This window comes from Streptomyces sp. CB02261 (assembly GCF_001905665.1).
Taxonomy (GTDB): Bacteria; Actinomycetota; Actinomycetes; order Streptomycetales; family Streptomycetaceae; genus Streptomyces.
Genome location: NZ_LIVX01000002.1, coordinates 296,222 through 309,512, shown reverse-complemented (window position 1 = coordinate 309,512; position 13,291 = coordinate 296,222). Strand labels below are relative to the sequence as shown.

At 73.2% G+C, this 13,291-nt stretch carries 14 protein-coding genes; 7 read left to right on the top strand and 7 right to left on the bottom strand.

Going from position 1 to position 13,291, the window contains the following annotated elements; all coding sequences use genetic code 11:
* Positions 1-49: 49 nt before the first annotated feature.
* From AMK29_RS06855 to AMK29_RS06845, 3 genes are all read left to right on the top strand, one after another.
* Positions 50-688 carry a DUF6758 family protein gene (locus AMK29_RS06855; protein WP_073809049.1) on the top strand — a complete coding sequence of 213 codons (639 nt, stop codon included), beginning with the start codon at positions 50-52 and terminating at the stop codon, positions 686-688.
* Positions 689-930: 242 nt separating this feature from the next.
* Entirely contained in the window at positions 931-1,794 is an 864-nt protein-coding gene (locus AMK29_RS06850; protein WP_073809046.1) for a PHP domain-containing protein, read from the top strand.
* Between the two features lie 232 nt (positions 1,795-2,026).
* On the top strand, positions 2,027-2,632 hold the full coding sequence (locus AMK29_RS06845; protein ID WP_073809041.1) for a MarC family protein: 606 nt from the start codon (positions 2,027-2,029) through the stop codon (positions 2,630-2,632).
* Between the two features lie 101 nt (positions 2,633-2,733).
* On the opposite strand, the gene AMK29_RS35520 is transcribed toward AMK29_RS06845, so the two are convergent.
* Positions 2,734-2,886 (bottom strand): hypothetical protein, encoded by a 153-nt coding sequence (locus AMK29_RS35520; protein WP_086024648.1) that lies wholly within the window; start codon positions 2,884-2,886, stop codon positions 2,734-2,736.
* A gap of 175 nt (positions 2,887-3,061) precedes the next feature.
* On the opposite strand from AMK29_RS35520, the gene AMK29_RS06840 reads away from it, so the two are divergent.
* The gene (locus AMK29_RS06840; protein WP_107422534.1) at positions 3,062-3,991 is read left to right on the top strand and encodes an NYN domain-containing protein; all 930 of its coding nucleotides are present in this window, start codon (positions 3,062-3,064) and stop codon (positions 3,989-3,991) included.
* Here the strand turns inward: AMK29_RS06840 and AMK29_RS06835 are convergent.
* The gene (locus AMK29_RS06835; protein WP_073809038.1) at positions 3,975-4,862 is read right to left on the bottom strand and encodes an alpha/beta fold hydrolase; all 888 of its coding nucleotides are present in this window, start codon (positions 4,860-4,862) and stop codon (positions 3,975-3,977) included. The two genes, AMK29_RS06840 and AMK29_RS06835, sit on opposite strands and share 17 nt — an antisense overlap.
* A gap of 104 nt (positions 4,863-4,966) precedes the next feature.
* Positions 4,967-7,588 (bottom strand): DEAD/DEAH box helicase, encoded by a 2,622-nt coding sequence (locus AMK29_RS06830; RefSeq protein ID WP_073809035.1) that lies wholly within the window; start codon positions 7,586-7,588, stop codon positions 4,967-4,969.
* A 486-nt stretch (positions 7,589-8,074) separates the two neighbouring features.
* On the opposite strand from AMK29_RS06830, the gene AMK29_RS06825 reads away from it, so the two are divergent.
* A complete protein-coding gene (locus AMK29_RS06825; RefSeq protein ID WP_073809032.1) occupies positions 8,075-8,797 on the top strand; it encodes a ferritin-like fold-containing protein in 723 nt (240 codons plus the stop codon).
* A gap of 83 nt (positions 8,798-8,880) precedes the next feature.
* On the opposite strand, the gene AMK29_RS06820 is transcribed toward AMK29_RS06825, so the two are convergent.
* From AMK29_RS06820 to AMK29_RS06805, 4 genes are all read right to left on the bottom strand, one after another.
* A complete protein-coding gene (locus tag AMK29_RS06820) occupies positions 8,881-9,153 on the bottom strand; it encodes a hypothetical protein (RefSeq protein WP_073809029.1) in 273 nt (90 codons plus the stop codon).
* A gap of 194 nt (positions 9,154-9,347) precedes the next feature.
* Positions 9,348-9,575: a DUF3107 domain-containing protein gene (locus AMK29_RS06815; RefSeq protein ID WP_073809026.1), complete on the bottom strand. Its 228-nt coding sequence runs from the start codon at positions 9,573-9,575 to the stop codon at positions 9,348-9,350.
* Positions 9,576-9,702: 127 nt separating this feature from the next.
* A complete protein-coding gene (locus AMK29_RS06810) occupies positions 9,703-10,362 on the bottom strand; it encodes a TetR/AcrR family transcriptional regulator (protein ID WP_073809023.1) in 660 nt (219 codons plus the stop codon).
* Between the two features lie 145 nt (positions 10,363-10,507).
* Positions 10,508-10,723, bottom strand: coding sequence for a hypothetical protein (locus tag AMK29_RS06805; protein ID WP_073809020.1), 216 nt, complete (start codon positions 10,721-10,723; stop codon positions 10,508-10,510).
* Positions 10,724-10,864: 141 nt separating this feature from the next.
* Between AMK29_RS06805 and AMK29_RS06800 the strand changes: the two genes are divergently transcribed.
* Both AMK29_RS06800 and AMK29_RS06795 read left to right on the top strand, forming a co-directional pair.
* Entirely contained in the window at positions 10,865-11,833 is a 969-nt protein-coding gene (locus tag AMK29_RS06800; RefSeq protein WP_073809017.1) for an alpha/beta fold hydrolase, read from the top strand.
* Between the two features lie 8 nt (positions 11,834-11,841).
* A complete protein-coding gene (locus AMK29_RS06795; RefSeq protein WP_073809014.1) occupies positions 11,842-13,203 on the top strand; it encodes a DUF3152 domain-containing protein in 1,362 nt (453 codons plus the stop codon).
* Positions 13,204-13,291 lie beyond the last annotated feature (88 nt).

Below are 13,291 nucleotides of genomic sequence, written 5' to 3'. Positions count from 1 at the left end.
CTGTGGCCGTCCTTGACGCCGGGCCCGAGGGGTAGGACCGTTGAGCCCTATGAGGGGCGAACCCAGTTGTCCGAAGTGTGGTGGCCGGGTCAGGGCGCCCGGGCTGTTCGCCGACTCCTGGCAGTGCGACGTGCACGGCTCGGTGCACCCGCTCCAGCCCGTGATCCCGCCGAGTGTCGAGGCCCTCGGGGTCGTGGTGCACCGGTCCCAGGTGCCGGTGTGGATGCCGTGGCCCCTGCCCGTCGGCTGGCTCTTCACCGGAGTCGCGTACGCCGGTGACGACCGCAGCGGAGGACGTGCGACCGCCGTCGCCTGCTCGGGTCCGGGACCGCTCGGCGGCCTCGGCGAGCTGCTGCTCGTCGCGGAGGAGCTCGGCGTGGGACTCGGCGCCCGGTACGCCGGCATCGACGGTCCCGACCCCGGCCCCGGCATGGCCATCGACAGACCCCCGCAGACGAAGGTGCTCGCCGCCGGACGGCCCACCCCGCTCTGGCATGTCAAGGGCACCCCCCACGACCGCGCGGTCTTCGCGGGAGAGGCGCGCGGCCTCTGGCTCTGGGCGATCGTCTGGCCCGAGCAGTCCGGTCTCCTGATGTACGACGAACTGGTCCTGACGGACCTGCGCGACGCGGGCGCCGAGGTCGAGCTGCTGCCGTGCGGGGCGCTGACACCGAGACTGCTGGCGTGACGGCGTGACGGCGTGACGGTGGGCGGCCGGGCCGGCGGACGTCGGCGGTGGCCGCGCGGCGGGAGTGACCGGTGGCGGCGGTCGCGCGCGCCCGGCGGCGGTGCGGGCGCGACGGGCGCCGGGGCTGGTGCGACCGGTCACGGTAACGGGCGACCGGGTCACTGGCTCCGTACATCGCCGTGTGCATCGCCCGTTATGCTGGAGCGTCCCTCGTCCGTGCCGAGCCTCCGGAGTACCGCGTCGTGCGCATCGATCTGCACACCCACTCCACGGCGTCCGACGGTACGGACTCCCCGGCCGACCTCGTACGGAAGGCGGCCGCGGCCGGACTCGACGTCGTCGCGCTGACGGACCACGACACGACCCGCGGGCACGCCGAGGCGATCGAGGCGCTGCCCGAGGGGCTGACCCTCGTCACCGGCGCCGAGCTCTCCTGCCGGGTCGACGGCGTCGGCCTGCACATGCTCGCCTACCTCTTCGACCCCGAGGAGCCCGAGCTCCTCGCCGAGCGCGAGCTGGTCCGGGACGACCGGGTGCCGCGCGCGCGGGCCATGGTCGGCAAGCTCCGGGAACTGGGCGTGCCCGTCACCTGGGAGCAGGTCGCCCGGATCGCCGGCGACGGCTCCGTGGGCCGCCCTCACGTCGCCGAGGCCCTCGTCGAGCTCGGCGTCGTACCGGACGTGTCGGGGGCGTTCACGCCCGAGTGGCTCGCCGACGGCGGCCGGGCCTACGTCGGCAAGCACGAGCTGGACCCGGTCGAGGCCATCCGGCTGGTCAAGGCCGCCGGAGGCGTCACCGTCTTCGCGCACCCGCTCGCCGTCAAGCGCGGCCAGGTGCTCCCCGAGGCCTCGATAGCGCGGCTCGCCGAAGCCGGGCTCGACGGCATCGAGGTCGACCACATGGACCACGACGAGGCGACGCGCGCACGGCTGCGCGGGCTGGCGAAGGAGCTCGGTCTGCTGACCACGGGCTCCAGCGACTACCACGGCAGCCGCAAGACCTGCCGTCTCGGCGAGTACACGACCGACCCCGAGATCTACGGCGAGATCACCCGCCGTGCCGCGGGGGCCTTCCCGGTCCCCGGCGCGGGGGGAACCTCCGCCTAGTACCGGGCCCGGGCTCTCCGCCCCCTCCCGCCGTCCCACCGCTCCGGCGGCAGGCCACCGTGCCCGCCGCCGTCCGTGCGACGCGCGCCCGCCCACTCCGCGCACCCTCACGCGGCCGCGCACGGCTTCCTGCCGTGCCGCGGCGGCGCTCACCTGCCCGGTCGCCGGAATCCCACATTCCGGGGGCAGGGACACACCCCACCGTTCCACCTCTCCCGCAAGGCACCCCACCGTGTTCGACGTCGCCGTCTTCGGCTCGCTGTTCCTGACCCTCTTCGTGATCATGGATCCCCCCGGGATCACGCCGATCTTCCTCGCCCTCACCTCCGGCCGCGCCGCCAAGGTGCAGCGCCGGATGGCCTGGCAGGCCGTCGCCGTGGCCTTCGGCGTCATCACCGTCTTCGGCCTCCTGGGCCAGCAGATCCTCGACTACCTGCACGTCTCCGTCCCCGCGCTGATGATCGCGGGCGGCCTCCTGCTGCTGCTCATCGCGCTCGACCTGCTCACCGGCAAGACCGACGAGCCCCAGCAGACCAAGGACGTCAACGTCGCCCTCGTCCCGCTGGGCATGCCCCTGCTCGCCGGCCCCGGCGCGATCGTCTCGGTCATCCTCGCCGTGCAGAACGCCGACGGCGCCGCCGCGCAGGTCTCCGTCTGGGCCGCGATCGTCGCCATGCACGTCGTGCTCTGGCTGACCATGCGGTACTCGCTGCTGATCATCCGGGTCATCAAGGACGGCGGCGTGGTCCTGGTGACCCGGCTCGCCGGCATGATGCTCTCCGCCATCGCGGTGCAGCAGATCATCAACGGCGTCACGCAGGTGATCCAGAACGCCTGAGCCGCCGCCCGGGGCGCCCCCGGACACCACTGCGCCCCCGTACGGATTCCGCTCTGGCGAAGTCCGTGCGGGGGCGCGGTGCGTGGGGTGGACCTGGCCTGTTACGAGGCCGAGGTCTCGGCGGGGCGGATCCAGATGCGCTGGCCGATCGAGGCGGCCTGCTGCACGATCCGATTGACGGAGGCGGCGTCCACGACGGTCCGGTCGACGGGCGTGCCGTCGATGTCGTCGAGTCGCAGGATTTCGAAGCGCATGGGCTTCTCCCTTCGTCTGAGTTGATCCTCCTGGTGGAGAACTGCGTTACGTATGGGTCCAACGACATGCATCCTGCAAACATTCCTTACGCTAAGGAAAATTTTCGGATGTCTAACTACTAACGAGTAGGAGGATGTGGCGGCCAGGCCTCCGGCGGCGGACAATGAGCCCCGTATGAACGACGCAGACACCCCACAGGTGACCGAGACCGACGCCCGTCTCCGCGCCCTCGACACGCGGATCGAGCACACCAATGAACTCCTCCAGCGGATGCTGGCCGAGGTCGCCAAGACTCCCTCTACCCACGCCATCTTCGTCGACGCAGGTTACGTCCATGCTGCGGCGGGGTTGCTGGTCGTGGGAACCGAGGACCGGCGCTCCTTCGACCTCGACGCGGAGGGGCTCATCGAGGCTTTCATCGACAAGGCCCGCACGATCTTCGCCGACAGCAGACTCCTCCGCGTCTACTGGTACGACGGGGCCAGGCGCCGCATCCACACCCCCGAGCAGCAGGCCATCGCCGAACTGCCCGACGTCAAGGTCCGCCTCGGCAACCTCAACGCCAACAACCAGCAGAAGGGCGTCGACTCCCTGATCCGCTCGGACCTGGAGTCCCTCGCCCGGCACCGCGCCATCAGCGACGCCGCGCTCGTCGGCGGCGACGAGGACCTCGTCTCGGCCGTCGAGGCGGCCCAGGGCTACGGGGCCCGCGTCCACCTCTGGGGCATCGAGGCCGCCGAGGGCCGCAACCAGGCCGAGGCGCTCCTCTGGGAGGTCGACAGCCAGCGCACCTTCGAGCTGGACTTCTGCCGCCCCTACGTCACCCGCCGCCCCGTCACCACGTACGAGAACGAGGGCGAGCCGCCACCCTCCCGCGAGGAGGTGCGTTTCGTCGGCGCCCAGATCGCGGCGACCTGGCTCGGCGAGCGCGGCCGGGACCGGCTCGCCGAACTCCTGCCCGGCGCGCCCTACCTCCCCGGACCCGTCGACCAGGACCTGCTCGTCGAGGCGGAACGGCTGCTCAGCCGCTCCCTGCGCGGCCACGCCGGACTCCGGCGCGCCCTGCGGGACGGCTTCTGGCAGCACCTCAAGTCGCAGTTCTGACCCCCGCGCCGGCGGCCTCACGCTCCCAGAAGCCGGTCAGCCGGTCCGTCAGCTCGCGCGGGTGCGACACGTTGGGGGAGTGGCCGGCGCCCGCCACCACGGTGTGGTGCGCGCCGGTGCGGGCGGCCGCCGTCGCGAGGTCCTCGACGGGCCAGACCATCTCGTCCGCCCCGTAGACGATGTGCAGCGGCATCCGCAGCGCGGTCAGTTCCGCCGTACCGTCGTGACGGTCGAGCAACAGCCGCCCCCCGTGGGCGAGTTGGGCGATCCTGGTCCGCATCCAGCGCCGCCGCAGAAAACCCGCGAGCTGCGGCGCGTCGTCCGTGTCCGGTTCCTCGCCCCGGCTGTCCAGCCAGCACATCGCCCGCCACACCCGCTCCTTCGGCAGCAGCGCGAGCGCGACGCGCAGCGCCCGGATCCTGATCCGCTGCGGCCTGGAGACCCGGCCGGGGCCCGAGGAGAGCAGGGTGAGGGAACGGAAGGCGGCCGGGGCGAGCGAAGCGGCTCCCCGGGCGACCAGTCCGCCGAACGAGTGACCGACCAGATGCACGGGACCGTCCCCGAGGGCCGCGGCCTGCGCGACCGCGTCGAGCGCGAGGGCCCGACGACGGTAGGCGGTCCCGCCCCGGGGGCCCGCCGACTCGTACTGGCCGCGCCCGTCCACCGCCACGGCCCGGTAGCCGGCCTCGCTCAGCGGCTCCAGGACGGCCAGGAAGTCCTCCTTGCTGCCGGTGTACCCGGGCAGCAGCAGCACCGTCCCGCGCCGGTCGCCCAGCGGCTCCGTGTCGAGCACGGCGAAGTCGCCGCGCGCCGTCACCAGCGAGCGGGCGCGGGTGCGGGGCGGCAGCACGAGGGACCGGGGCTTGCTCATGTCTGGACTGTAACCGGAGGGGCCCGCACCGGGGCGGCCGGCGGACGCCGCCGCGGCCCGGCCCCTGGGGAGGGGCCGGGCCGCGGCGGTCGGGACGGGCGGGATCAGCTCTCGGGCTGAGCCGCCGCCTTCTTCGTGGTGCGACGGCGCGGGGCCTTGGGGGCCTCGGCCTCGGCGGTCTCGGCGACCGGCTCGGCGGCGGCCTTCTTCGTCGTACGGCGGCGCGTCGGCGTCTTCGGCTCGGAGGCGTCGGGAGCCTCGGCGGCGACCGCCTTCTTGGTCGCGCGGCGACGGGGAGCCTTCGGGGCCTCCTCGGCGGCCGGCGCCTCGGCGGTCTCGGCGACCGGCTCCGCGACGGCCTTCTTGGCCGTACGCCGGCGGGGGGCCTTCTTCGGCTCCTCGACCGGGGCCTCGGCAGCGGGGGCCTCGGCGGCGGGGGCCGGAGCGGCCTCCACGACCGGAGCGGCCTCCACGACCGGGGCGGCCTCCACGACGGGGGTGACGGCGGCGGGGGCCTCGATGATCACCGTGCCGACTGCGGTGGAGACGGCCGGCGAACCGGCGGCCTTGCGGACCACCCGGCGACGGGTCGTCTTCTTCGGCTCCTCCTCGACGACGGGCGCGGGCGCGGCCTCGACGACCACCGGCTCGACGGGGGTGCCGACCGTCGGCGAACCGGCGGCCTTCCGCACCACCCGGCGACGACGCGGCGCGGGGACCTCGGCCGTGACCTCGGCGACGGGCGTGACGACGGGCGCGACGGGCTCGGCCACCACCGGGGCGGCGGTGACGGCCTCGACTGCCGGCTCCGTGACGGCCTTCTTGGCCGTACGGCGGCGGGGGGCCTTCTTCGGCTGCTCCACCGGGGCCTCGGCGACGGGGGCCGGAGCGGCCTCCGCCACCGGAGCGGCCGACGCGGACGCCGACGCGGCGCGCAGGGCGGCCGCGGCCGTCTCGACCGTCTGGAACGACACGGTGTCCTCGGTGCGGACCACGCGCGGCCGGCGGCGGCGCGGAGCCGGGGCCGGCTCCTGGGCCACGGGGGCCGGGGAGACGGGCGCGGCCTTCACGGCCTCCGGACGGGCGGCGGTACGGCCGCGACGGCGCGGGGCCTTCGGCTCGGTCACCTCGGCGGCGGGCGCCGGGGCGGCCTCCACGGCCGGAGCGGTGGGAGCGACGAAGGCGACCGGAGCCACCTGCGCCGCGGGATCCGCCTGGGCCACCGGAGCGGTCCGGGCCGCGGGGGCCGCCTGGGCCACCGAAGCCGTCTGCGCCACCGGGACGCCCTGCGCCACCGGAGCGGAGCCCGGGGCGCCGACGCGGGTGCGACGGCGGCGGCGCGGGGTACGGGGGCCGGACTCGGCCTTCGCCTCGTCCGTCACCGTCTCGACGGCCGGGGCCGCCGACGCCGGGGCGTCGTCGAGCTCGCCGCCGCCGCGGGTGCGCCGACGCTGCCGCGGGGTCCGCGTCCGCTCGGGGCGCTCCTCGGTCCGCTCGGCCTTGTCGGCCTTCGGGCCGCGCGCACGGCGTCCGCCGGGCTCGCCCAGGTCCTCGAGCTCCTCCGCGCCCAGACCCGCGCGGGTCCGCTCGGCGCGGGGCAGGATGCCCTTGGTGCCGGCCGGGATGTCCAGCTCCTCGAACAGGTGCGGGGAGCTGGAGTACGTCTCGACCGGGTCGTGGAAGTCGAGGCCGAGGGCCTTGTTGATGAGCTGCCAGCGCGGGATGTCGTCCCAGTCGACCAGCGTCACCGCCGTGCCCTTCGCGCCCGCGCGGCCGGTGCGGCCCACGCGGTGGAGGAAGGTCTTCTCGTCCTCGGGCGACTGGTAGTTGATGACGTGCGTGACGCCCTCGACGTCGATGCCTCGCGCGGCGACGTCGGTGCAGACGAGCACGTCGACCTTGCCGTTGCGGAAGGCGCGCAGCGCCTGCTCGCGGGCGCCCTGGCCGAGGTCGCCGTGGACGGCGCCGGAGGCGAAGCCGCGACGCTCCAGCTGCTCGGCGATGTCGGCCGCCGTGCGCTTCGTACGGCAGAAGATCATCGCGAGCCCGCGGCCGTTGGCCTGCAGGATGCGGGAGACCATCTCCGGCTTGTCCATGTTGTGCGCGCGGTAGACGTGCTGCTTGATGTTGGCGACGGTCACGCCCTCGCCGTCGGGCGAGGTGGCGCGGATGTGCGTCGGCTGCGACATGTAGCGGCGGGCCAGACCGATGACCGCGCCCGGCATGGTGGCCGAGAACAGCATCGTCTGACGCTTCGCCGGAAGCATGTTCATGATCTTCTCGACGTCGGGCAGGAAGCCCAGGTCGAGCATCTCGTCGGCCTCGTCCAGGACGAGGACCTTGACGTGGGAGAGGTCGAGCTTGCGCTGGCCGGCCAGGTCGAGCAGGCGGCCGGGGGTGCCGACGACGACGTCGACGCCCTTCTTCAGCGCCTCGACCTGGGGCTCGTACGCCCGGCCGCCGTAGATGGCGAGCACGCGGACGTTACGCACCTTGCCGGCGGTCAGCAGGTCGTTGGTGACCTGCTGGCACAGCTCACGGGTGGGGACGACGACGAGCGCCTGCGGGGCGTCGGTCAGCTGCTCGGGCTTCGCCCGGCCGGCCTCGACGTCGCTGGGGACCGTCACGCGCTCCAGGATGGGCAGACCGAAACCGAGGGTCTTGCCCGTGCCGGTCTTGGCCTGGCCGATGACGTCGGTGCCGGTGAGGGCGACCGGAAGGGTCATCTCCTGGATGGGGAAGGGGTTGACGATCCCGACGGCCTCAAGGGCCTCGGCCGTCTCGGGAAGGATTCCGAGGTCTCGGAAAGTCGTAGTCAGGGTGCTGCCTCTTCTGTGAGACGCGGCGCGAGGCGAACGAAGGGGGTCGTACCGTGCCGGGACACTTCCGGTGGGATCGGGAAGATCACTGCCGGGTGGCACGGGACCACTGCCGTCGCTCGAGCGTCGAACCGCTGAGGGTGACCCTTCCGCGGGTCCGCCGGAAGGGCTGTCGGGCCGGAGCCGATCGGGCCACCGACCGGGCATCCTCATTCATGAGTCGGCCCACCGGATACGTCCGAACGTGCGAAAGCATGTCCGCATACTCAGCAGGCGCTTTATCACTGTACCCCGGAATCGCGCATGTGTGTCGGGAGAAATGGCGATGAGGGCACGGTCACACTGACTGACCAGCGCCTTCCCCGCGCGCGCGAGCGGGCTATTGTGCGCTCCATGGAGACGCCTGACAACGCCACACCCACCGGGATCGCCGCCAAGGACTGGGCGACGGCATCCACCGAGCCGCAGTACCGCGCCGCCGTGATCGACCTCCTCGGCGCCCTCGCCTACGGGGAGCTCGCGGCCTTCGAGCGGCTCGCCGAGGACGCCAAGCTGGCGCCGACCCTCGCGGACAAGGCGGAGCTGGCGAAGATGGCCTCGGCCGAGTTCCACCACTTCGAGCAGCTGCGGGACCGGCTCGCCGCCGTGGACGCCGAGCCGACCAGCGCCATGGAGCCCTTCGCCAAGGCGCTCGACGACTTCCACCGCCAGACCGCGCCGTCGGACTGGCTCGAGGGCCTGGTCAAGGCCTACGTCGGCGACTCGATCGCCAGTGACTTCTACCGGGAGGTCGCGGCCCGCCTCGACTCGGACACGCGGGGACTCGTCCTCTCCGTGCTCGACGACACGGGCCACGGCAACTTCGCCGTCGAGAAGGTCCGCGCCGCGATCGACGCGGACCCGAGGGTCGGTGGACGGCTCGCGCTCTGGGCGCGCCGGCTGATGGGCGAGGCGCTGTCGCAGGCCCAGCGCGTGGTCGCCGAGCGCGACGCGCTGTCGACGATGCTGGTCGGCGGCGTGGCGGACGGCTTCGACCTCGCGGAGGTCGGCCGGATGTTCTCCCGGATCACCGAGGCGCACACCAAGCGCATGGCCGCGCTGGGTCTGGCCGCCTGAGGTCTGGCCGCACGCGGGCCCTTCCCGTACGGATCTCCTACGGATTCGTCGGATCTCGTACGGACGAGGGCGGGCGGTGCCGGTCAGACCGTGGCTGATCGGCGCAGCCGCCGACGGGACGCCGGCCGGATCAGCAGCGAGAGCAGCACCGCCGCCACCGCCACCGCGCCGATGAGGGTGGCGAGGAAGTGACCGGGGCCGAGCGCTCCGTGGGTGACGAGCGCGCCGAAGGCGCCGCCCAGCGTTCCGGTGGCGAGGACGATCACCCGGACGGGGAGGCGGTCGGGCAGCCGGTGCACGGCGGCCCAGGCCAGGGCGAAACCGAGCAGGGCGGAGCCGAGGGCTTCCAGGAACAAGACGATTCACCTCGCGAAAGGGTGCGGGGCGGTTGATGCGGTCGCCCCCTACCTACCCGTGGCGACCGGAACGCAATCCTCCCGTACGCCCCCGCGTGGCCCCGTGGGCAGCGGAGATGCCGATCGGCACGGTGGCACACGAAAGGCCCGGTGGACCGAGACGGTCCACCGGGCCTCTCCCGTAGATCCTGGGCTCAGAGAGCGCCGAAACCCACCCGGCGCACGGTGGGCTCACCGAGCTCCACGTACGCGATCTTCTCGGCCGGGACGAGGACCTTGCGGCCCTTCTCGTCCGAGAGGCTGAGCAGCTGCGCCTTGCCGGCCAGAGCGTCGGCCACGGCGCGCTCCACCTCCTCGGCGGACTGCCCGCTCTCCAGAACGATCTCCCGGGGTGCGTGCTGCACGCCGATCTTGACCTCCACGGCTATGTCCCTCCGAACGGTCAGCGTTGCGCGATAACCCGCGCCGTACGCTGCACACATTAGCCCGGTGAGGGGACCCGTACGGTTCAGCGGGCGCACGCCAGGAGCGAACAGCCGACGGGAATGCTCAGTGGCCCTCGGCGCTCAGCTGGCCGTCGACGGGGTGGAGCGGGAAGCCGGCGATGCCGCGCCAGGCGAGCGAGGTCAGCAGTCCGACCGCCTTGTCGCGGGGGATGGCGGACTCGCTCGACAGCCAGTAGCGGGCGACGACCTGGGAGACGCCGCCGAGGCCCACGGCGAGCAGCATCGATTCGTCCTTGGACAGACCGGTGTCCTCGGCGATCACGTCGGAGATCGCCTCGGCGCACTGCAGGCTCACCCGGTCCACGCGCTCGCGTACGGCCGGCTCGTTCGTCAGATCGGACTCGAAGACCAGCCGGAAGGCGCCGCCCTCGTCCTCGACGTACGCGAAGTAGGCGTCCATCGTGGCCGCGACCCGCAGCTTGTTGTCGGTGGTGGAGGCGAGGGCCGTGCGCACCGCCAGGAGGAGGGACTCGCAGTGCTGGTCCAGGAGGGCCAGGTAGAGCTCGAGCTTCCCGGGGAAGTGCTGGTAGAGCACCGGCTTGCTGACGCCCGCCCGCTCGGCGATGTCGTCCATAGCGGCCGAGTGGTACCCCTGGGCGACGAAGACCTCCTGGGCCGCGCCGAGGAGCTGGTTCCGTCGGGCACGTCGCGGCAGGCGCGTGCCCCGAGGGCGTGCTGCCTCTGTCTGCTCGATGGCGCTCACGCGGCCTCCCGAATATCGATCCATGCGCGCTGTCGCACGCGCGGCCATCGTACTTTTGGGTAACCCGGCTGTGCGCGGTGCGAACGCAGAATTTCACGGACCGGACGCTCAGGTCGACAGTCGATTCAAGGTTAAACCGAACAAATCAGCGGTAGTCGTCCTCGTCCAGGGCGACCACGCGGGCCTGTTCGGACGAATCGGCCTCGTTCGCCGAGTCCCGCTCGACATGGGTGACCGGTTCGTCCTCGCGCGGCCGCAGTTCGGTGTGCTGCTCCGCGGCGTCGGCCTCCGGGATCTCCTCGTCCAGCACCTCGACCTCTTCCTCGGTGAACGTGTCCGGCTCGGTCGGATCGACAGTCATGCGGGTTCCTTCCGGCATGCGGGTCGCGGTCCTCTCGAAAGCCCTCTCCCCCGAGCCTAGGAGTACATGCGTCCCGCCGCACACGGACTTGTGACCGCACCCACACACCTCGGCGCGTGATCGTCTCGTAATATTGCGGCCATGTCGTCGACCGAGCTGCCGGAAACCCGGACCGCCGCCGAACCGTCCGAGCCGCGCATCACGCGCGCCGTGCGGGTCGCCGACGGCGAGGAGCTCCGTTCCGTGTCGCTGCCCGGACTCACACTGAACGTGCGCGCCCGGCCGGGCACCGCGGAGGGCCTGCCGCCCGCGCTGTACGTCCACGGCCTCGGCGGCTCCTCGCTGAACTGGTCGGACCTGATGCCGCTGCTCGCGGACCTCGTCGACGGCGAGGCGGTCGACCTGCCCGGCTTCGGCGCCTCCCCACCGCCCGACGACGGCAACTACTCGGTCACCGGGCACGCCCGCGCCGTCATCCGGCTCCTCGACTCCGCGGGGCGCGGCCCGGTCCACCTCTTCGGCAACTCGCTCGGCGGCGCCGTCGCCACCCGCGTCGCCGCCGTCCGCCCCGACCTGGTCCGCACCCTCACGCTGATCTCCCCGGCCCTGCCGGATCTGCGGGCCCAGCGCACGGCCTGGCCCACGGCGCTGCTCGCGGTGCCCGGCGTCGCCTCGTTCTTCGCGAGGCTCACCAAGGACTGGACGGCGGAACAGCGGGTCCGCGGTGTCCTCGCGCTCTGTTACGGAGACCCCGGCCGGGTCACCGACGAAGGCCTGCGGCACGCCGTCGAGGAGATGGAGCGGCGCCTGGAGCTCCCGTACTTCTGGGACGCCATGGCCCGCTCCTCGCGCGGCATCGTCGACGCGTACACGCTCGGAGGCCAGCACGGGCTGTGGCGGCAGGCCGAGCGGGTGCTCGCGCCCACGCTGCTGGTCTACGGCGCCCGCGACCAGCTCGTCTCGTTCCGTACGGCCCGGAGGGCGGCCGCCGCCTTCCGCGGCTCACGCCTCCTGACCCTTCCCGAGGCGGGGCACGTGGCGATGATGGAGTACCCCGAGACGGTCGCCCAGGCCGCCCGGGACCTGATCGTCGATCACGGCGGGAGCTGATCCGGGGCGTGGGACGACATAGTCGCAAGGGCTCCGCGCCCCCGGTGGCGGACACCGGTCAGCAGACACGGACCGGACGGACGGCGGGAACGCCGGCACCGGCGGCACCGGCGGCCGGGCACGCGCCCGGCACCGGGCGCCGCCGCAGGACGGCCGACGGCGGCCCGGACACGACCGGGACCCCGTCGTACGGGACGCCCGCGCACGGCATCCCGGCGTACGGCACTCCCGCGCACGGGACGCCGGTGTACGGGAGCCAGGCGCAGGGCTCTGCCGCGCACCGGGCACCCTCGTACGGCGGCGGGGTCCGTGACACCTCCGCCCACGGGACCCCGGGCACCCCGGCGCACGGTGTGCCCGTCTTCGGGTCCCCCGTACGGGGCGGGCATCCGCAGCACGACGAAGGCTCCGTGCCGGCGCCCGAGCGGTACGGCCCCCGGCGCGGCGCGCGCGGACGCGCCGCCGAGCCCGAACAGGACGCTCCCGAGGCCCCGTTCATCCCCGGACCCCGTGGCGAGGACGTCTCCGAGGCGGACCAGCCGAGCGGCCTCGGAGGTCTGGGCCGCACCTTCACAGGGATCGCGGCCGCCGCCGTCGCCACCGTCCTCGCCGTCATCGTCGCCGGGCAGGTCACCGGCCGGGGGCAGGCTCCGGCCACCGCCCAGGCCGCCGAACAGCCCGCCGACCGGACGGTGGACGACAGCTCCGCGTCCCGTTCCGAGGAGCGGTCCGCCCCGACGCGCCCGGCGCCCGTGAAGATCCCGGCGCCGACGTACGAGCAGCTGATCACCCGCCAGTTCCCGATCGACCCGAAGCTGAAGGGCTCCGGCGTGTTCAAGGCCGTGCCGGGCCTCCAGAAGGCGCCGGGCAAGGGCCGTCTGGTCCGCTACCGGATCGACGTCGAGGAAGGGCTCGGCCTCGACCAGGAGTTGTTCACCGCGACCGTGTTCAAGACCCTCAACGACCCGCGCAGCTGGGCCGGCCGGGGCGAGATGACCTTCGAGCGCGTCTCCACCGGGGAGCCCGACTTCGTCCTCACCCTCGCCAGCCCCGGCACCACCGGTGTCTGGTGCGCGAAGTCCGGTCTCGACACCACGATCGACAACGTCTCCTGCGACTCGGCCTCCACGGACCGCGTGATGATCAACGCCTTCCGCTGGGCGCGGGGAGCCGAGACCTTCGGCCCCAAGGCGATGCTCGCCTATCGCCAGATGCTCATCAACCACGAGGTCGGACACCGGCTCGGCCATGGTCACGTGAACTGCAGCACCCCCGGCGCGCTCGCCCCCGTGATGCAGCAGCAGACGAAGTCCCTGGACATCGACGACATCACGTGCCGGCCCAACCCGTGGGTCTACCCGGGTCGTTAGCCCCACCGGTCGGCGTGGCCGACGGGACGCCGGTCCACCGGGCCGGCGTCGGCCGATGCCTGACCCTCCGTGACCGTTCCGCGGCTTA